Raw genomic sequence first — 17,584 nt, 5'->3', positions numbered from 1 at the left:
GCGCCTTCCCGAACCTGATCCGCCATGAGCGATATTACTTACGCATCGATCGAGTCCAGCCACCAGCTGGTCCGCTACATGATCATCCTCGGCCTGTGCAGCGAACGGCTGATGGTGCTGCTGATGATGTTCCCGCCGACCTCGGACAGCGTCGTGCAGGGCCGCGTGCGCACCGCGCTCGCGCTGCTGTGGGGCGGCTTCGTCGCATACGGCCAGCGCGGCCTGCTGGAGCAGGGCGATTCGATGATCCTCGTCGCCGTTGGCCTGAAGGAAGCGCTGATCGGCGTCGTGCTCGGTTTCGCGGCGTCGAGCGTGTTCTGGGCGGCCGAAGCCGTCGGCACCTACGTCGACGATCTGACGGGTTTCAACCAGGTCCAGATGCAGAACCCAAGCCAGGGGCAGCAGACGTCGCTGACCTCGACGCTGCTGAGCCTGTTCGCGATCACCGCATTCTGGACTCTCGGCGGAATGACGTTCCTGCTCGGCGCAGTCTACGACTCATACACGTGGTGGCCGATCCAGGATCTGACGCCGGCGAGCACGAAGGTTATCGAGTCGTTCGTGCTGATGAAAACCGACTCGCTGATGGAGACGGTCGCGAAGCTCGCGACGCCGATGATGGTGCTGCTATTGCTGATCGACATCGGCTTCGGCTTCACCGGCAAGGTGTCGCAGAAGCTCGATCTGCATTCGCTCGCGCAGCCGTTGAAGGGCGGGCTGACGATCCTGATGCTCGCGCTGCTGGCCGGCATCTTCATCGATCAGGTGCGCGACCAGTTGACGCTCGCGAACGTCGGAGTCGAAGCAAAAGCATTGGCGGGCGCCAAATGACGCGGCGGAACGTGGACCCGGAATCGAACGCGCGCGGAGACGGAAGGTGGGCGATGACGGCAACGACGGAGCACGACAGGGTCCTGTCGGGCATGGTCGGCGTGCTGTGGGCAGGCACCACGCTCGGCACGCCGGCGGACGTGCGGGATCTGCTCGATGCGGTTGCCGTGATGCGGCCGGATCACGATGGCGCCCGGGTCGTGCTCGCCTCGCTCCACGTGCGTGCACGCGCGTGGAGCGAGGCACTGCGCGAGCTGCGGCAGGTCGAGCGCGCGGGCCAGCTGCCTTCGCGCGGTATCGCGCTGACCGCCGTCTGTCTGTACGCACTCGGCGACCCGACGTGGCGCACCTACGCGTATGCGGCCGCGTACCGGGACGACGAGCCGATGGCGACACGAATCGCGCAGGCGCTGCTGTTGGCGCCGGACGTCACGCTGCGGTAACTGCTTCGCGGCGCGGGAGTTCCACGCTTCGCATCGGCACTCCGTGCTTCGCGTTCGTCCGGCGTCGCGCCGCGAAGGAGGGCATCGTGTGATCTGGACCACATGCATTTCACACTATCAGGGGAATTCGTCATGAGCGGAATCAAACATGCCTTCGAGAAAATCGGCGACGGCATCAAACATACATTCGAAGGTATCGGCAAGGACGTCGGCGGCGCCTTCAAGGTGGTCGGCGGTGCGCTGACCGTCAATCCGGACCTGATGAAATCGGGGGCGAACGAATTCGAATCGGGCCTTAAGCAGACGGTCAGCGGCGTCGCCGAAACCGCGGACGGCTCGGTTGACCTGGCGATGAACACGCTGCCGCTCGGCATCGCGTTGTCCGCCGTGGCCGGCCCGTCTGCGCAGAACTTCGTCGACGGCACGTTCAATAGCGCTACCAACATCGTGAACGACGGCATCGACGGCGCCTCGCAGATCGGCGGCGGCATCGTGACCGGCAACGTCGGCGAGATCGCGCAGGGATTGGGCAACGTGGCGCCGGCCGCCCTGCTGTTCGTGCCTGGCGCGGGCGAGGCCGAGATCGCCGGCGGCACCGGACAGGTGATGCTGCATGCCGGCAAGGAACTGACGATGCAAAGCGCCGAGGCCCAGTTCGAAGGATGAGCCAGGCCGTGACGCCGTTCGTCGGGCCACGAGGTTCAACGGGTTCGCGAGTCGGCACGGATCGATACGTATCGACGCGACGGCGAGGCCGCGAGGAGAAAGACCATGAACGAAGCAATCGATGAAGCCCGCGAGCGACGCATCTCGCTGACGCTGGGCATGCTGCACGCGCTGGGCGACGACGAACTGGACAAGGCGCAGGCCTGTCTCGAGACGCTCGCGCAGGAAAACCGCGTTTCGATGGAGCAGGAGGATGTCGTCGTGTTCCGCGTGCTGATCGCGATCCAGCGCGGCTGGGCGTTGAACGCGCTGCATCTGCTGAACGAATTCGACGAGGATTTCCGTCCGGATCTGCGGGTCCTGTGCCTGTTCTTCCTGCAGGACCCGAACTGGAAGGGCCGCGCGGCTGACCTGGTGGAGAACTCTCCGCACGAGCACATCCGGTGTGCGATGACTCATCTGCTGGAACAGCCGGAGCCGACCGGCTTGCTCGCGAGCGCGTCATGAACCTGCGCTTGACCGAACGGGTGGATCTGAACGTCTACTACGACGCGGAGCGAAGCAGTGCGTCCGAGGCGATGCTGAGCGTGGTGACGCGCGAGGTGTTCGCGGCGTTCTATGCGGACTGCCCGTCGGTCGGCTTCGAGGAAGCGGGGCAGCCGATCGGCGGCGTGATCTTCGACGGCGAATCGGCACACATCGCGGTGCTGCCGTCGCATCACGGCCGTTGGGGCTTGCTGCTCGGGCCGACGCTCGCGTGGCTCTTCAGCCTCAAGGACGAGATCCTGCTGCGCACGCCGGCCGACAACCCGAAGGCGCTCAGGTTTATCGAACACTGCGGCTGGCAGCGGCTCGGCATCGAGGACAGCGAAGTCGTGCATCGACTGCGCGTGCACGAAGTCGATGCACGCGGTCTTGCGCGGAAGCAGCGGTGTTCGGCGGTTCAGGGAGCGTGACGGACACGCTCCGATTGTGACTCATTGCTTTGCATGCCTGAAGATAGCTGCAGTGAGCCACGCTTCGTATGCTTGAAAGCGCTTCAGCCCTGTTGCTCAGGCTGATCTGTCACGGCGTCCGGGAAGACGCTCGCGAAGTCGTCTATCAAGTACCAGTTGTTGACGCCTTCGTGATGATCGAGAAAATATTTCCCGCTCTCCAGTTGTGATCTGGAAGGCGTGAAGTTCTCCTGTGCCACGGTGCTCCCGCTGGCGTCCATCACCATCAGTTTGCCAGGCCGGGCGTGTTGGTCCTGAGCGGACTCCGGAGCGAACGGATGATCGCTGTTGGGATAGAAATACCAGCGCTGCTTTTCCTTATCGTTGGCGTTAGCGATGAGGAGATGTCCGCTATTGAGCTGACGCCGTGACGGAATAAACTGGTTACGTATGACATGCCCCTGGTGCCCCTCTTCGGAAAGACGCGTGACAAAGAAGAGCTCCCCTTCCTGGCGTGCTGGCGCGTGTCGAAGTTTTTCCGAAGCTTTCGTCGTGACTCTCGTCACGAATCGCGCCATCTTCGATTCATCCTTGGGAAGCGAGTTAGACCATTCCTCGAAGCGAGAGATACAGTCTTCCTGTTCGGTGATGGGCCTGGTCGAGGTATGGCCGGGATTCGTAAAAAATCCGCCACATCTCGACCTAAGCTGCTGATTTAAAGGCGAAATCGATGGTCGGGTCGAGCGGTAAAACGGGCCGCAGCAGGTCCAGCAGATAGTCGCCGAGCCGGTTGATGTGCTCGTGCCGATACGGCGACAGGCTCCGGAGCACCTCGGCGTCGATCGGATGCCCTTTCTCCTGCAACTCCTTCAGCTTGCGCGACATCCACTGCACGTTGTACAGGATCACCATGTTCGCGACCAGGTGGTTGTACTTGATGATCTTGCGCTGCTCGTGCCGCAGGTTCTCGGCGATCACGCCTTCGCCGCCGAACATCAACCATTGCGTGAAGTCGTTGAACTGCTCGCTCTTGTTCGTCTGTGCGTGGATCGTGCGGTGCAGCTCCGGGTCGTTCAGGTACTTGAGCAGGAACAACGTCCGTACTACGCGCCCGAATTCGCGAAACGCGAAGTACAGTTTATTCTTTGTGCTTTCTGAGCCAAGCCGGCGCAGGATCGTCGACGGCGTCATCTTGCCCGCCTAGATCGACACCGCGACGCGCATCATGTCGGCATAGTGCCGCTCGATCAGATTCCAGTCGATCGTCTGCCGACACAGGCTGTCGATGTTCTCGTACTTGCGGCGCTTGTCGGCCTTGTACAGGACGAGGTCCTTGATGTTGCGCATGCGCGGCATCAGATCGATGCCCATCACGTACGACAGACCGAACACGGCGCCACTCTGCGCCTGCGTATCGCCGTGGATCGTACGGGCTTAATGTCGGCGCCATTCTCAATCAGTCCGTCGAGAATATAGACCGCTTCATGCACGCCACACGGGATGAAGTGGCTGAACAGCGCGATGTACATGTCCGACACATGATAGTAGCCGATCCCGCCGTAGCCGCCATACCGGATGTGGTATTCGGACAGCAGATTCTGCTCGTATAGACTCCACTTGGTGCCGTCGGCCGACGCGCGCTTGCCGCTGCCCCAGTATTTCGGCAACGCGAACTGATTGTACGCGTTGATCACCTTCACGATTGCCTTGTCGAGTCGCTCCTCGGTGACGTGCTTCAGGTTCAGCCATGCGACCTGCTTGCGGCTCAGCCCCTTTACCGACTTAGCGGTCTGGCTCGGGCCGAGATTGCAGCCGTAGCAGAACAGCGTGCTGATGAAACGCTTGCGCGGCTCGTCGAGCTTGGCGTCGAAGCCGGATAGCGGCCCGAACAGCTTGTGCAGGTCGAGCCACTGCTCGGTTTCGGTGAGGAGATCCAGGATACTGACTTCGGGCATCGACGCCTTGATGGCCTGATCGATTAGGGTAATGTTCGGCGGCTCGGGCTCCTTGCCGGGCTTGTGGATGATTAGCCCGTCGTTGCCAAACTCGACGCTGTCGTTCTCCGGAAACCGGGCATCGGTGTCGTCGAGTGCCACGCTCAGTTGATCGCGCAACGCCTTCACGAAGGTCTTGGCGTCCGTCGGCAAGCCGATGGTCTCGCAGTAGCGCGGTAGTTCGCGCTGGAATATTTCGTCGGAGACCAGGTGGATCCGATAATCGTCGTAGCGATCGCTGGCCTCGACAAAGAGATCACCCGAATTCAACTCGCGCATGATCTGGTGGAACACGCACAGCTCGAAGAAGCGCCGATGCAGCATGCGGCTGTCCCGGCCGTGTGGAAATACGGCACGCGTCCATTTCTCCGGCATCCATTCGAGCGGCAGGTTAGCGAGGTCGGTCTCGGTCAGCAACAGGTATTCGCGGTGGGCCGCCCTGAAGCCCTGCAGCCACGCGAGCGCGATCAGCACCGCGCGGTCCTGCGAGCTCGAGCGCAATGGCAGCGCATCGAGGCACTGGAACAGCAGCGAGCGCTGGGTTTTGTACGGCACGAGCATGAACGGTAGATCGAAATTACCGGCGTAGGCGATGTGATCATTACACTGCGCGAGCGTCGCGGCCGGATCACCGAGTGCCGCACGAATTTGCGCCAAGCGCTTGCGCTCCGGCACCTCGTCGTCTTGCAGGATTTGCAGTACGTCCCGGAATTGCCCGACCAGGCCGTCGACCGCCTCCGCGTGGTCGAGCCGGTATTTTTGCAGCCCCGTCTTCGCATAGACTTCATACTTGCGCATGAGCTTGATGAAGATCTCGGCAACGTCGTCAAGCGCCTTCTGAAGCTGCGCCTGGATAAACAGGACGGCAAGCGCATAGCGCTTGTTGGTCCGCAGCGAGCGCAATTCCGCAACGTCGAGCGCACGCGCCTCGATCACGAGCTGTTCGCGTTTGCTGGCCGACAGCATCGATGGCAGTGGCGGCAATCCGTCGGCGAGCGCCCGGATGCCGTCGATGTGTTTCAGGAAGGCCGCAACGGCGCGCGTGGTTGGCTTCTTCGGTTCACGTTTGAGCTCCTCCCAGCCGGATTTGCCGCCTTTGGTGACCAGCAACGCGTCGAGGCGAGTCCGCAACGCGCCATCGAGTTGGCCGCCGATGGCCCGGTAGATCGCCTCGTTGACGGCACGACGCCCCTGTGTGGCAATTCGTTGCAGCAGCGCGAGCGGCGGCAGCTCGTAGCGACGCCGCACCAGTTCCTCGATCAGGACATTAACGATGTCAGGCAGCTCGGCTTTCGTTTGCGCGGCCTCGCGCGCGAGGTCGGTCAGCCATCCGATTTCGTCGCCGCCGAACGGGTGTATGCCCAGATGGTCGCGCAGCAGCTTCTGGTGCCGAATTCGCGCACCGGACTGATCGTAGCGCGCGATGACCGCTCGCGGTAGCGGACCCGCACGAAGCGCGGCGCGAAGGTGGTCGATGATCACGGTCGGTACGTCGACTAGCATTGGGAAATAGCCGAGCCGCTGCAGCAGCTTCATCTGCGCCATGAGCAGCACTGTGGTCGACTCCTGGCGGACCTGGCGGCGTACGTAACGCATTTCGGCTGCAGTCGGTGTGAATGCGTCGAGCTCCGCAGCACTTGGCGCTGCCGGCAGCGCCGGATAGATCGGATCGTGAGCGATCGTCACCTTGCTCTGCGCCGCGCGAAGATTCCCTCGATCTGCCGCATGCGCTGGACCTCGTCGTCGTCCAGGTAGACCGAGGTCGTGGTAATCGACGCGTGACGCAGGTTGTCGCGCACGGTCGTGAGCGTAGCGCCATTCGCCAGCGCATGGGTGGCGTGCGTGTGGCGCATCCAATGTGGCGTTGCGCGCCGCAGCTTGCCGGCGAGTGCTGGGTGATCGACTTCGATGCTGTCGGCAGCCGCGTGAAAGAACCGGCGCAGAATCTCCCTCAATCGCGGCGTGGTGATTCCGCCGGGTGCATCGAGATGCCCGAGCAGTGGCGTATTCGGCGGCCATCGCGCCGGGTTCACGGTCAGGCCGCGTTGCACCAGGTACTGATCAAGCGCGAAACGCGCGAGTGGCGGCAGCACAACCTTGCCGATCTTCGCGCCCTTGCCGGTCAGATGCAGCCATCGCTCGCCGCGCGCGCCGATTTCGATACCGCCGAGCGTGACGCCAACCAGTTCGGCTGCCCGAAGGCCGGTTCCGTAACCGAAATCGAGTACGAAGCGCAGACGCTGCGCGGCCGGTGTCGTCCAGTCATGGGACCATTCCAGCCCATCGGCAATCGTTCGTACCAACTCCCACTCTCCAGCCGTGAAGGCGCGGGCGATGTTCAATTCACCGTTGTGCGGCGCGCCGCGTACTTTGAGGCCCGCAAACGGATTGGCCAGCACATACCGTTGCTCGATAAGCCAGCGAAACATTGCACCCAGCACCGATAGTGCGTAGGCGATGGAGTCCGGCGACAGTGCGCCCGTGAACGGCCGCCATTCGGACGACGACCGCGGCCGCGCTGGTGCGACCCACCGGGCGCGCGGCGTGGGGTGACGCAGGAAAGTGCGATAGGTGGTCGCATCTTCACTCGTCAGCGACGACAAGGCGCGGCCGCGCTCGAGGATCGCCCAGAGCAGCAGGCGTTCGGCTTCCCTGCGATAGGCGCGCTGCGTTTCCGTGGCTTCGTGCCGGTCGAGCCAGGCGTTGATAGCCTGATAATCGTTATTGGCCTCAAGTGCGCACATCGACTTCGGCGCACGGAAGATGCCGTGCGAACCGTCGACGTCATGCGGGACGCGGATGTTTTCCCACGGCGTCACGGATTCCGGGGTGGCCGCCACGATCAGCGCACGAGCCCGCTCCGTCAGCGCGGGATAAGCCGCAAAAAGGCTTCGACCCGGCGGGCACTGCGCTCCCCGAGACTGGGAATGGCGAGCCACCAGCGACGGCGACGGGGAATTCGCACTGTCAGGTCTGCCAGCGTCCTGATGCCGTGCGCACGCAACGCGGCGACGGCCCGGGACGGCAGCCACGCATCGATTGGGTCGCTGATCTTTGGGTGCGGTATCAGTAGCGATGGCAGCACGTCTATGGCGCTCGCCACTGCCTTGCAGTGACGAGTCCGTTCGCCTGCTTCGCACTGAAACAGTTTCGCCAGATCGTCGCGATGACGACTGACGGCAAAATCGATGAGTTGGCGTCGGATACAACCAATCACGCCGCGGGCCGATTTCCCGTCGCCGAGCTGCTCGGGACAATAGTGTTCGACGGCTTCGCGCGAGCCGACGCCTGCGTACCAGGTGCGCAATGCAGCCAGAGACGCAGAGTCGGGAAAGGGCAGCGGGTGTGAGATGGGCATCCAGAAATTATAGGTGCCGGGATGACAGTGGCATGACGGCCGGACGTGACGCGTTTCGTAAACTGGCAGTTTGGCAAGAAAATATACCCCTATCGCTAATATAAGTTAGCGACATAGATGCCGATTGCCGCCATTGCACTTGCCCACTACCCGAGTCCAACGGCGTATCGCATACTCCTCGCCACTGCACTGCAGGAAACGTTGCGACGCCGACTCGATAACGTGTCGTCAAGCAACAGAGAACTTCGTCAATGGCAGACTTCTCAGATATGCATTAAATACTTGCAACTGCTCAATCGACGCATTCTCGATGACGGAACGCATTTCTTTGGGGGAATTTCCCGTCTTGTGAGACAACGCCCCAATGATTGCCGCCTCGAACTGCGCCCGTTGGGTTGACGTCAAATAGTGGGCCTTCGGCGCTCGAAGTGCCCGTTTCTTCAGACGAATGGTTGCGTCCTCGGGGATCGCTACGCCACGCGCCAGGCAGGCAAGGCTGAGAGTTGCAAGGTCCTCCAGGTCGCGCACCTCGATCTCTTTCAGCTTGCCGCCCGCGTCGGAGCCCGTTAGCGGATGATTTGCGCTCTGGTAAGAATAGCTTTTGGGACCCTTGGGAGGCATGTACTCAATAGTGTGGGATTGCAGGCCAGACACTTTCTCGAAGCCAAACACCACCGGCACCATACGTCCCTCGTTGATCACGGCAAGAAACGGTGTCTTGCCGTTTTCGAACTGTTGCTTCAACTGCGTGGCTGCCCGTCCATAAAGTTCATATAGTTCTCGTCCCTGAACCACGTGGCTAGGCGTTTGCGCGACTTTAAGCGTGAGCGAGGACGGGAGTTGTATCGCCTCAAACATTTTATTCATGGTAGCGTGCTCGAACTCGGGTCCTTCGAACGACCCGGTCTTGTGAAATACCTGTCCCAAATGACCGACAATCTGTGGCCAAATATCGTCCGCGGTTTGCGCCTCGATCGTTTCAGGCGCACCCTGCATATTCAGCGGCGCTTTCTGCTTTATGCCCTCAAGCATGGCTTGCACCATCCGATACTGGAATCCGCGGCTACTTGCGGTGGTGGCCTTCCACCCAGAGCCGTTCGAATAAATGCGAGCGTTTTTGCGCAAGTCGGTGCGTGTGGTCGGCTCGCTGGGCGACGTCGGTGTTCGGTCGGAGAAGAACACCTTGCCTTCGAGGGATTGCGTGCCGCCCTTCGTATCATTGACTCCCCCCCTCAATTCACCCGACAGCAGAATCTCGAAGCCCCATGGACTCCCGTGGAACGCTTCCGGCTTGACGTAGCCAAGCGGCGCCGATTCGTTCTGGGAGTGCAACAACGCACTACGGATTAGCTGGCTCGACGCCACATCGAGAGCCATTGAGTCGAGCACGTCGAGCGGTGTCTGACGGTTATCGTTCAGGTGAACGGGTTTCAGGCCTGAATCGACAAGCTCGCGTATGGCAGTAGCATCGGCGCGCCTTACTGCGGCATGCAGCCGTAAGTCAGCAGGTGCCGCCGAATGGGCCTTCGGCGGCGGAGCTTCGGACGCGCTGCCACGCTGTCGCCGCATCTGCATGAGCCGAGACAGCGCCCCCGATGCCTGCGGCCGCGCTTGAGATGATGTCCCCGTAAGCGATTCGCGGGCACAAGCCTCGTTCGAGGCCGAGGGTGTGCTGGGAAACTGGGAACTGGAAGCTGAGGTTTCTCGGGATTTCATGGCGGTGAACAGTATTGACACGGCAGCATCAGGGGCATGGCTAGCCTATCCTCAATGACACGTGAAGACGACGAAACCAGCCGCACGCCGAGTTTGCCGGCATCCATTGCCGATGGGCTTCTTGGTGGCGAACCTCCAACTCTGTTCGCGAACCGATGGGTTACTTATGAGCGAGAAAGGAGAACAAATCACCGTTCCACGGCTTTCGTTGCCCCCGCGTCGAGTGGCAATTGCCCATTACACCGATACTTCCGCTTCAATCTCAACTTGCTCAATAATGTTGTCGAGGTGCTTTCGCCGTACGGGGCACATCAGCAGCCTGGGAACGATCTGCTCGGCTCCCTTGACCAATCAGGCAGTCAATTTCCCATTTGAATCATCATTTTATGTCGAGGTGTGGCGGATTTTTTGCGAATCCCGGCCGACCCTCTGGTCGGTTCGACCGTGTCGTTTGTCTGTACCCGCTTGACCGGGACCTTACCCGTTGTAGATTCAGGACGCGGAGCTTTTTTCTCGCCCAATCGAGTCAGGAGTTCCGGCATACGACGTACGCCGGATCGTGCTGAAGTCTCGCTCTGGCGGGCAGGGGAGTCGTTCTCAAAGTGTTTGCCGGCAGGGGAGCGGGTCTGGCTGTTCCCACGGATAGAACGGGTAGGCATAGGTGTTCTCTATATCGTTGCGGAACGGGCAAACCTCTGTGCCGGAGACACAATGTATTCGGCGTGCGAAGCGCAACGATCCGGTGAGGCGAAAAGCCGGTGCAAGATCCGAAGCGAACGGATTCGCGTTCTGATTTCAAGGATGGTTGTACATCGCCGGATCGGGAACGTGCTGCGCGCCGGCCTTTTCCAATGCGGCAATGGTCGTGGCATTACCTTGCTGAACCGCGATCTGCAACGCGGTCCGTCCGAGCTCGTCGGCATGCTCGAGATTCGCTCCGTGCGCGACGAGTTGCGGCACCAGATCGACCCGTCCAAACAACGCGGCGAAGGCGAGCGCCGTTTCGCCGGCATTGTTGGTCTGATCGATCGGACAGTGCGTCTGGATCAGGCGCCTGGCCAGAGCCGTATCTCCTTTGAAGAGAACGCCCATCAGCGCGGTATTGCCGTGCTGGTCACCCGTGCATGCATTCGCGCCCGTGCGCAGCAGATACTCGAGTGCCTCAGGCTGATGCCGGTAGGCCGCGAGTATCACCGCCGTATAGCCCTCGTGCGTCGTCGCATCGATCGGGTAGCCCGCGGCAACGAGCGTCTGCAGAATATCGACGCGTCCGATACGCGCCGCGTCGAACCATTCTTCGTCGTAGCGGCGCAGCTCCGGGTGAGCACCGGTAGTCGCGGCCACCGGTGTCGATGCGCAACCTGCCATGGCAACGGCCACGCAGGCCATGGCCATCACGCGAAGCACAGGGGGCAGAATAGATCGGAAGGGGTTCATCGCAATGATTCTCCGCTTGAATAGGCGGCACAACTTCAAGCCTTAATACACCTTGAACCGGCGGAGACCATACAGCCGTCTCCGCCGTTTTCTAGCGGCTATTTATCCGAAAGCTTCGAGGCAAGCATTTTCACGCGCGGCAAGTCCGCGTGCGTCGCATCTACCAGACGGCTGCCGTAATCCGCATCGGCCTTGTAGAAGTACGAGAGCATCGTGTACTTGTTCGTGTCGTTGGTCACGTGGTTCAGGTCGCCGGACAGCGCCGTCACCAGATCCTGCTTGTCCTGCTCGGAAAGGGTGCGGTAGTACTCACCCGCCTGCCGGAAGTTGAGCGTCTTGCGGATCGCCATTTGCTGAGTCGTGCCGGAAAGCGGCGTCTGCACGTACTTGTAGCGTGGGTCCTGGGGAATCTCGCCGAGCGTGGAAGGCTCGTAATTCACTTCGCCCTTGCGGTCGCCGAAGTTCATCTTGCCGTCCTGGTTGTTGTTCACAACCGGCACGCGCGGGCGATTGATCGGCAGGCTATTGAAGTTCGCGCCGAGACGGTACATCTGCGTATCCGCATAGGCAAACATCCGGCCTTGCAGCATGCGGTCCTCGGACGGCTCGATACCAGGCACCATCCGCGACGGCGCGAACGCCGATTCCTCGGTGCTTTCGAAGTAGTTATCCGGTACGCGATTGAGGGTCAGCGTGCCGATCTTGCGCTCGGGCACATTGCTCCAGATCTTCGTGTCGTCGAGCGCGTCATAGTCGGACTTGTTCAGGTCCTGCGGATTCAGCACCTGGATATACAGGTCCCATTTCGGATCGTCTCCCGCTTTGATTGCGTGGTACAGATCGTTCGTCATCAGGTTCCAGTCCGCGCCGATCGAGCCGGGGATATCCTGCGGGCGGATACCATGCATGCCTTGCTCGCTCCTGAAGTGGAACTTCACGTAGTGCACCTGGCCCTGCGCGTTGACAAGCTTGAACGCATGCACGCCATAGCCGTCCATGTGGCGATACGAATCCGGCATGCCTTCCGTGGTGTACAGGTGCGTGAGCATGTTCGTCGCTTCGGGCGCATGCGAGAAGAAGTCGAACGCGAGGTTAGCGTCCTGAACGCCCGTCACGGCACTCGGCTTGTTGGCATGCACGAAGTCGGGAAACTTGATGGCATCGCGAATAAAGAAGATCGGCATGTTGATGCCCACCAGATCCCAATTACCCTGGGTCGTGTAGAACTTGATCGCGAAGCCACGCGGGTCACGTGCCTGCTCCGGCGAGCCGCGATAGCCCATGACCGTCGAAAAGCGCACGAAAACAGGTGTTTTCGTGCCGGGCTTGAACACTTGCGCGATCGACAGGTCGTTGATATCGGCAGTGCTCTCGAAGTCGCCGAAAGCGCCGGTGCCGCGCGCGTGCACGACGCGCTCGGGAATACGCTCACGATCGAAGCGCTGCAGTTTTTCGATCAGATGCGAGTCTTGCAGCGTGTCCGGACCTTCCGGTCCGGCCGTCTGCGAGTTCTGGTTGTCGCCAACCGGCGATCCGTTATCGCGCGTCATATCGGCGGCATAGGGAGACGACATCATCGCGGCGCAGGTTGCGGCCACGAGACTCTTCGCGATTCGCTTCGTTCTTTCTGACATTTCGATTGTTCTCCGGCGTCAATTTTCGGCTACTTAAAAATCCGCTTAATTAGACGAAAAGGACCGACTGGCGTCCAATTGAAAATCGAAATTGACGCGATAGTTGCTTGCGAATCCAGGCAAATCAACGCGAGCTTCTCGCATAAAAAATACTATTCGCATTTTTCAGAAATGCTTTAATAGAGAACACTCGAGCACTGGTATATGCAAATTGACTTGCTATTGCGTTGGCGACTTGGCTGATCTTTATGCTTGGCATTCGCCGCAACCCATTCATTCTCGATGTGATTGTTGCGATGAGCGTGCCGGCACCCACGCACAAGCGGAAACGGCGCCCCGATAGCTTACGTGTCACAAAAGCGGACAAAGTTAACCTTGTACATTTGACGAGAATGCAATAGAGCCGGCGGAACCGGACGCACATCTTATTCGGCTCACGCCCCTTCGGAATACGCGACCGCGCTTCGCCGCAAGAACCGCGTAGTCGACTGACGCGAGTACATTCGACTCAACTTTGAACCCGTGTCTTTCGCCATGCGTACCAGCAATCTACCCGCCACGCCCTATTCGCCGACGGATCCCGGACGGTCAGCGAATCCGGCCCATCCCCAGTCGCCGGAGTATCGCCGGGACAGCGGCGAACGCGTACGCGAATTCCAGGCGAGGCTGAACGCCACGGTATCGGCACTCACCAACATTCCACCGGGCCAAATCGCTGACATGATGCGCCGTGCGTCGCTGCGACAATTGCAGGACATCAACGAACGAATCCGTACCTGGGTTGCGAGCGGGATGACGTAGAGAATCTCATCACTCGCATCGAATTTGCGCGAGAGCATCTACAGCGTGGCGGTGAAGTGCATGTCGGCATCCGTTTCTCGTGCCAAGGATGAGCGCTACGCGCTCGCCAAGAATTTGACGGTGGGGCCTATCTAAAATCGAGTTCCTCGTATAAGAACTACTATTCGTATTCTCAGAAAGCGTGAATAGAGAACACTGCCATATACAAGTTGACTTGCAATTCGCCGCAAAACAGGAGTCCGGCAAGCCAGCCGTTCTCGTTGTAGACGCCAGCGTCAATGGCAGCATGGCGGCCGCCAAGGTTTGCTTGCGCCTCTAAGGAAATCAAATCGAGCTTCGTATATATGAACGACTATTCGCATTTGCAGGAAGCGCGAATTGGGGACACTCGTACACTTGCATGTGCATAAGTGATTTGCTATTGCGCTGACGACTATTCGATCTTTACACCGTGCATTCGTCATGCATGCACCTGATGTTTAATGAATCGAGGCGTAGTGAAGGTTATCGCGCGTGGATAGCCTCGTGGACACACGTCCCTCGCAGGCCGGCACTTTGTCGTCTTCGCCATGCTCGTGCCTGTTCATTCCGCGCGCACTATCCAAAGTGACTCACGCGCTCTGGTGATAACCGGCAACAAAGATATTCCCGGCCTCGGCGTACTACCCGAACGAGGCGCGCGATTGTGATGCTCATGTTAGCGCGTGAGCAGTACGCCCACCGTTGCGAGCAGAAAGGCAATCGCGATGCCGTACGCAGCGTGCATGTAGCAGGCCTGGCGCTTATAGCGCGCCGTATACGAAGGGGCGAAGTCCTTCATGCACTTGCCGAAGACGTTGATGGGATTGGCCTCATACTGAGCATACTTCGCGCGATTGCGCTCATAGATCAGTCGCTGCGACTCCTTGATCTTGTCTCTTTCGACCAGCTCAGTCGATCGCGAGCTTTTCTTGATGCGATAGAAAAGCAGCGGCGCGTCAATGTATTGGACTTTGGATTCGGGGTTCAGAAGTCGTACATAGAATTCCCAGTCTTCAAAGCCGAAGATCATTTCCGGAGAGTAGCCACCCGCGGCCAGAAACGCCTCACGCCGGTAAATAGCCGTGTTGACGATCATGTTTTGCCAGAGCAGCTTTTCGTAGCTATATGTTGGCAAGCGCCACACCTTGCGACTCTCGCCAAAACGTTGCGTGCCGGTATACACGAGCACGGTATCGGGCTGGACCTCGAAGCGCTCGACGACTCGGCGCAGATAGTCCGGGTGCAGTTTGTCGTCGCCATCGAGCGGCACAAAGAGTGAGCCGCACGCCTGAGTAAAACCAAAGTTGCGAGCCGCAGCAACGCCGCCGTTATCCTTGAGAAAAGGCAGAAACCGGCGATCCTTCTTTGCGTATTGCCGAATAATGGCGTCAGAGCCATCGGTAGAGCCGTCATTCACGATGATGCATTCCCAGTCGCCGTAGGATTGCACCAGCACCGATTCGAGGGCTTCGGCAATGAACGCTTCCTGATTGAAGCAGGGAACGACGATGGAGACTTTAGACATGGCCTATTTGAGTTTTATTATTTGAGCCGCTTTTTTAGCGGCTTTCTTCTGAAGAATTCTAGCTGATTGATGTGCTGGCGAGGGTCGGGTGGTTTGGGTGGGTGTGGTGTGTCGGATGGGGGGTATTGGGAGGTTTTATTTAATTTTACATAATCTTAATTATCACCCAAAATTTTGGTTGTAATTTATATGAAAGATACGAACTCACTTCGCGTCACACAACGAAACAGCCGCTCCCATGAGCGGCTTTTTTATCCATGGTCGCAGACTGTAATCCCCACGCGAGACCACCATGAAAAAACGCAAACCAAAAATCCTCACGCGCTACAACGCCGCGTCGTCAGCCGAATTCCTGCACTACGTAGGCAACCTGCCAATGCGCTACCTGTGCCGCAAGCTCGGACGCCACGAACGCACAATCAAGGACTGGATGAATGGCCGTGCCGTCATTCCACCATGGGCCGTAGCCGTGCTGCGCCTGGACGCGCTCGAGCTGGAGCTAATGCGCGACCAGATGGGATACACCGAGATCGAACGCCGAATCCAGCAGCCGGCCAGCATTCCAGCGCGGCTGTTAAGACCGCCTGCGAACGAATCGCTATACGCCAGTCCACTCATACGGAGCGAGCTGTCCGCACCGGCAGTGCCGGGTGCAAACAACGACGCCATGTATGCGGGAACCCGCGAATAACGTAGTTACAAAAATCCTTTGATTAACCTAGTTTTCGTAACTACAATAATTGATGAAGACAACCTACGACCGACCCAAGAGCGTCACGAACGAGGACAAGCACGGAGTTCCACTGGCGCTGGCCGAATTTATCGACTGGACCGCTGTCTGGTGCGCGCCTGATGACCGTAAGGACTATGGCGAACTACGCGAAATCGGCTACGCCGTGATTAGCTCCCGCCTCTACTGCGTGGTGTTCACGCAGCGCGGCGAAACATTCAGGATCATTAGCTTGCGAAAGGCTAACAACCGAGAGATTGAACGTTATGAACAAGCAATCCAAACTACGCCGTAACACCCCGGCCGAAGAAGATGCGATCGCACGCGGTATCGCCGCCGATCCGGATACGTTCGAGCCGACCGACGAACAGTTTGCGCAGATGAAGCGACGCGGCGGGCGTCCAAAGCTCATCAACCCAAAGATCGCCGTCACGATTCGATACGACGCCGAGATCATTGAACGGTTCAAGAACAGTGGCGAAGGCTGGCAAACGCGCATGAACAACGCGCTTCGAGACTGGCTTACAACTCATCCCCTATAAGAGATGTACTAGACAGTGTTGCCCGTAGCCATCCAGAAAACGCCAATCCCGCCATTCCAGAAGTGTTGCGCAGCTCCGCAGTCGGCGCCATTCGCGATCACGCATTCATGTGCAGCCGCGATTGCGTCTGCTGCGCGCAACTCCGGGCCGAGATGCGCGTATGTGATTGTTTCTGGCAGCACGATACCCTTGCTGGTCCAGTAGCGTTTCTTATTGAACGTCGACGCGTCGCCGCCCTTGCCAACGTACTTGGCGATGTACGTTGCAATCCGATGACGCGATGCACGTCCCTTGCCACCCCACTGTTGAAACAGCCACTTACGCTTGCCGTTACCTACGCTGTCGTTCACCGCGCCATCCGTACCCGACTTGCTGATGACCGACATCCAGATCGAGCGCAGCAGCTTCCAGTTCTGCCGGCCATGCACCGCGACATGGATATGCCACGCGCCCCGATCCTGCCGCTCAAGTACCGCCACGTAGTGAAAATCCTTCAGGCGATTCATTCGCCTGCGAAACTCGTCCCACCACTTCGCCCACACTTCCGCGCGTGTCTCGTTCGCACGCGTTGACAGCGTCAGCATCCGATCGGCGCGGATCGCCTTGCAGCGCTTACGGATCATCCGGCGCGAACGCTCTATCGAGGTTTCCAGCGACTTTGACGCCTTCACCGTCACATCGTCATCGGTCTCGCCTTCCAGCTTCTCACGCTTGCCGCGCAGTCCACGAGGACGCAGCCTCAGCTCGTCAAAGCGCCGTTGCACGGCCACACTGAACGCCACGACCTCTTGCTGCCCGTCCTCAAATCGCTGTGTGCGCACGATGTGTTGATTTGCACGGAATCCTGACCCACGATTTGCATTGAATTCTGACCCACCCGTTGGACCAGCTTTTCGTGTTATTCAGTGGGTATTTGGGTCTTCTTTCTCTCCTTCTTTGGCTGTGTCGTGC

The 17,584-nt window shown here is 59.5% G+C and carries 15 protein-coding genes and 2 pseudogenes; 9 read left to right on the top strand and 8 right to left on the bottom strand.

The genetic code is table 11. The annotated features are described in order from the left end of the window. Window positions 1-24: 24 nt before the first annotated feature. The 5 genes from sctT (at window position 25) to F3J19_RS18505 (ending at window position 2,896) form a co-directional block, all read left to right on the top strand. Entirely contained in the window at window positions 25-831 is an 807-nt protein-coding gene (sctT, locus tag F3J19_RS18525; protein WP_167044045.1) for a type III secretion system export apparatus subunit SctT, read from the top strand. Between the two features lie 53 nt (window positions 832-884). Beyond that, on the top strand, window positions 885-1,274 hold the full coding sequence (locus tag F3J19_RS18520) for an HrpB1 family type III secretion system apparatus protein (RefSeq protein ID WP_167044042.1): 390 nt from the start codon (window positions 885-887) through the stop codon (window positions 1,272-1,274). Between the two features lie 132 nt (window positions 1,275-1,406). Beyond that, window positions 1,407-1,940: a hypothetical protein gene (locus F3J19_RS18515; RefSeq protein WP_167044039.1), complete on the top strand. Its 534-nt coding sequence runs from the start codon at window positions 1,407-1,409 to the stop codon at window positions 1,938-1,940. Between the two features lie 105 nt (window positions 1,941-2,045). Then, window positions 2,046-2,447 carry an HrpB1 family type III secretion system apparatus protein gene (locus F3J19_RS18510; protein WP_167044036.1) on the top strand — a complete coding sequence of 134 codons (402 nt, stop codon included), beginning with the start codon at window positions 2,046-2,048 and terminating at the stop codon, window positions 2,445-2,447. Continuing rightward, window positions 2,444-2,896 carry a GNAT family N-acetyltransferase gene (locus F3J19_RS18505; RefSeq protein ID WP_167044033.1) on the top strand — a complete coding sequence of 151 codons (453 nt, stop codon included), beginning with the start codon at window positions 2,444-2,446 and terminating at the stop codon, window positions 2,894-2,896. The genes F3J19_RS18510 and F3J19_RS18505 overlap by 4 nt, the downstream gene beginning before the upstream one ends. Window positions 2,897-2,979: 83 nt before the next feature. Here the strand turns inward: F3J19_RS18505 and F3J19_RS18500 are convergent, their stop codons facing one another. From F3J19_RS18500 to F3J19_RS18475, 6 genes and pseudogenes are all read right to left on the bottom strand, one after another. Next, the gene (locus F3J19_RS18500) at window positions 2,980-3,453 is read right to left on the bottom strand and encodes a hypothetical protein (RefSeq protein ID WP_167044030.1); all 474 of its coding nucleotides are present in this window, start codon (window positions 3,451-3,453) and stop codon (window positions 2,980-2,982) included. 124 nt (window positions 3,454-3,577) lie between these two features. Further along, window positions 3,578-6,555, bottom strand: a pseudogene (locus tag F3J19_RS18495) (Tn3 family transposase). Further along, window positions 6,552-8,227, bottom strand: a pseudogene (locus tag F3J19_RS18490) (site-specific integrase). The pseudogenes F3J19_RS18495 and F3J19_RS18490 overlap by 4 nt, the downstream one beginning before the upstream one ends. Window positions 8,228-8,455: 228 nt before the next feature. Continuing rightward, window positions 8,456-9,964, bottom strand: a complete 1,509-nt coding sequence (locus tag F3J19_RS18485; protein WP_167044027.1) for an ankyrin repeat domain-containing protein — start codon at window positions 9,962-9,964, stop codon at window positions 8,456-8,458. A 774-nt stretch (window positions 9,965-10,738) separates the two neighbouring features. Continuing rightward, entirely contained in the window at window positions 10,739-11,311 is a 573-nt protein-coding gene (locus tag F3J19_RS18480) for an ankyrin repeat domain-containing protein (RefSeq protein WP_240159066.1), read from the bottom strand. A 167-nt stretch (window positions 11,312-11,478) separates the two neighbouring features. Continuing rightward, window positions 11,479-13,014 (bottom strand): catalase, encoded by a 1,536-nt coding sequence (locus F3J19_RS18475; RefSeq protein WP_167044020.1) that lies wholly within the window; start codon window positions 13,012-13,014, stop codon window positions 11,479-11,481. Between the two features lie 534 nt (window positions 13,015-13,548). On the opposite strand from F3J19_RS18475, the gene F3J19_RS18470 reads away from it, so the two are divergent. Further along, window positions 13,549-13,815, top strand: coding sequence for a hypothetical protein (locus F3J19_RS18470; RefSeq protein ID WP_167044017.1), 267 nt, complete (start codon window positions 13,549-13,551; stop codon window positions 13,813-13,815). Between the two features lie 697 nt (window positions 13,816-14,512). Here F3J19_RS18470 and F3J19_RS18465 read toward each other — a convergent pair. After that, complete coding sequence (locus F3J19_RS18465; protein ID WP_167044014.1) at window positions 14,513-15,361, bottom strand: glycosyltransferase family A protein; 849 nt, start codon at window positions 15,359-15,361, stop codon at window positions 14,513-14,515. A gap of 292 nt (window positions 15,362-15,653) precedes the next feature. Between F3J19_RS18465 and F3J19_RS18460 the strand changes: the two genes are divergently transcribed. From F3J19_RS18460 to F3J19_RS18450, 3 genes are read left to right on the top strand one after another with little or no spacing between them, the layout of a single operon-like run. Continuing rightward, complete coding sequence (locus F3J19_RS18460; protein ID WP_167044011.1) at window positions 15,654-16,052, top strand: hypothetical protein; 399 nt, start codon at window positions 15,654-15,656, stop codon at window positions 16,050-16,052. A 52-nt stretch (window positions 16,053-16,104) separates the two neighbouring features. Beyond that, window positions 16,105-16,386 carry a BrnT family toxin gene (locus F3J19_RS18455; RefSeq protein ID WP_167044008.1) on the top strand — a complete coding sequence of 94 codons (282 nt, stop codon included), beginning with the start codon at window positions 16,105-16,107 and terminating at the stop codon, window positions 16,384-16,386. Further along, the gene (locus F3J19_RS18450; RefSeq protein WP_167044005.1) at window positions 16,358-16,633 is read left to right on the top strand and encodes a BrnA antitoxin family protein; all 276 of its coding nucleotides are present in this window, start codon (window positions 16,358-16,360) and stop codon (window positions 16,631-16,633) included. Before F3J19_RS18455 ends, F3J19_RS18450 begins: the two co-directional genes overlap by 29 nt. A gap of 8 nt (window positions 16,634-16,641) precedes the next feature. Here the strand turns inward: F3J19_RS18450 and F3J19_RS18445 are convergent, their stop codons facing one another. Beyond that, entirely contained in the window at window positions 16,642-17,415 is a 774-nt protein-coding gene (locus F3J19_RS18445) for a hypothetical protein (RefSeq protein ID WP_240159065.1), read from the bottom strand. Between the last annotated feature and the right edge of the window lie 169 nt (window positions 17,416-17,584).

It is taken from the genome of Burkholderia sp. Ax-1724 (assembly GCF_011752995.1).
Lineage (GTDB): Bacteria > Pseudomonadota > Gammaproteobacteria > Burkholderiales > Burkholderiaceae > Paraburkholderia.
Note: the sequence above shows the minus strand (reverse complement) of the source record. Positions and strands in the feature narration are given on the sequence as shown.

Bases quoted from the DNA above. Each gene is read 5' to 3' on its own strand.
- sctT (WP_167044045.1), top strand. From the start codon at position 25: ATGAGCGATATTACTTACGCATCGATCGAGTCCAGCCACCAGCTGGTC.
- F3J19_RS18520 (WP_167044042.1), top strand. From the start codon at position 885: ATGACGGCAACGACGGAGCACGACAGGGTCCTGTCGGGCATGGTCGGC.
- F3J19_RS18515 (WP_167044039.1), top strand. From the start codon at position 1,407: ATGAGCGGAATCAAACATGCCTTCGAGAAAATCGGCGACGGCATCAAA.
- F3J19_RS18510 (WP_167044036.1), top strand. From the start codon at position 2,046: ATGAACGAAGCAATCGATGAAGCCCGCGAGCGACGCATCTCGCTGACG.
- F3J19_RS18505 (WP_167044033.1), top strand. From the start codon at position 2,444: ATGAACCTGCGCTTGACCGAACGGGTGGATCTGAACGTCTACTACGAC.
- F3J19_RS18500 (WP_167044030.1), bottom strand. From the start codon at position 3,453: ATGGCGCGATTCGTGACGAGAGTCACGACGAAAGCTTCGGAAAAACTT.
- F3J19_RS18480 (WP_240159066.1), bottom strand. From the start codon at position 11,311: ATGGCAGGTTGCGCATCGACACCGGTGGCCGCGACTACCGGTGCTCAC.
- F3J19_RS18475 (WP_167044020.1), bottom strand. From the start codon at position 13,014: ATGTCAGAAAGAACGAAGCGAATCGCGAAGAGTCTCGTGGCCGCAACC.
- F3J19_RS18470 (WP_167044017.1), top strand. From the start codon at position 13,549: ATGCGTACCAGCAATCTACCCGCCACGCCCTATTCGCCGACGGATCCC.
- F3J19_RS18465 (WP_167044014.1), bottom strand. From the start codon at position 15,361: ATGTCTAAAGTCTCCATCGTCGTTCCCTGCTTCAATCAGGAAGCGTTC.
- F3J19_RS18460 (WP_167044011.1), top strand. From the start codon at position 15,654: ATGAAAAAACGCAAACCAAAAATCCTCACGCGCTACAACGCCGCGTCG.
- F3J19_RS18455 (WP_167044008.1), top strand. From the start codon at position 16,105: ATGAAGACAACCTACGACCGACCCAAGAGCGTCACGAACGAGGACAAG.
- F3J19_RS18450 (WP_167044005.1), top strand. From the start codon at position 16,358: ATGAACAAGCAATCCAAACTACGCCGTAACACCCCGGCCGAAGAAGAT.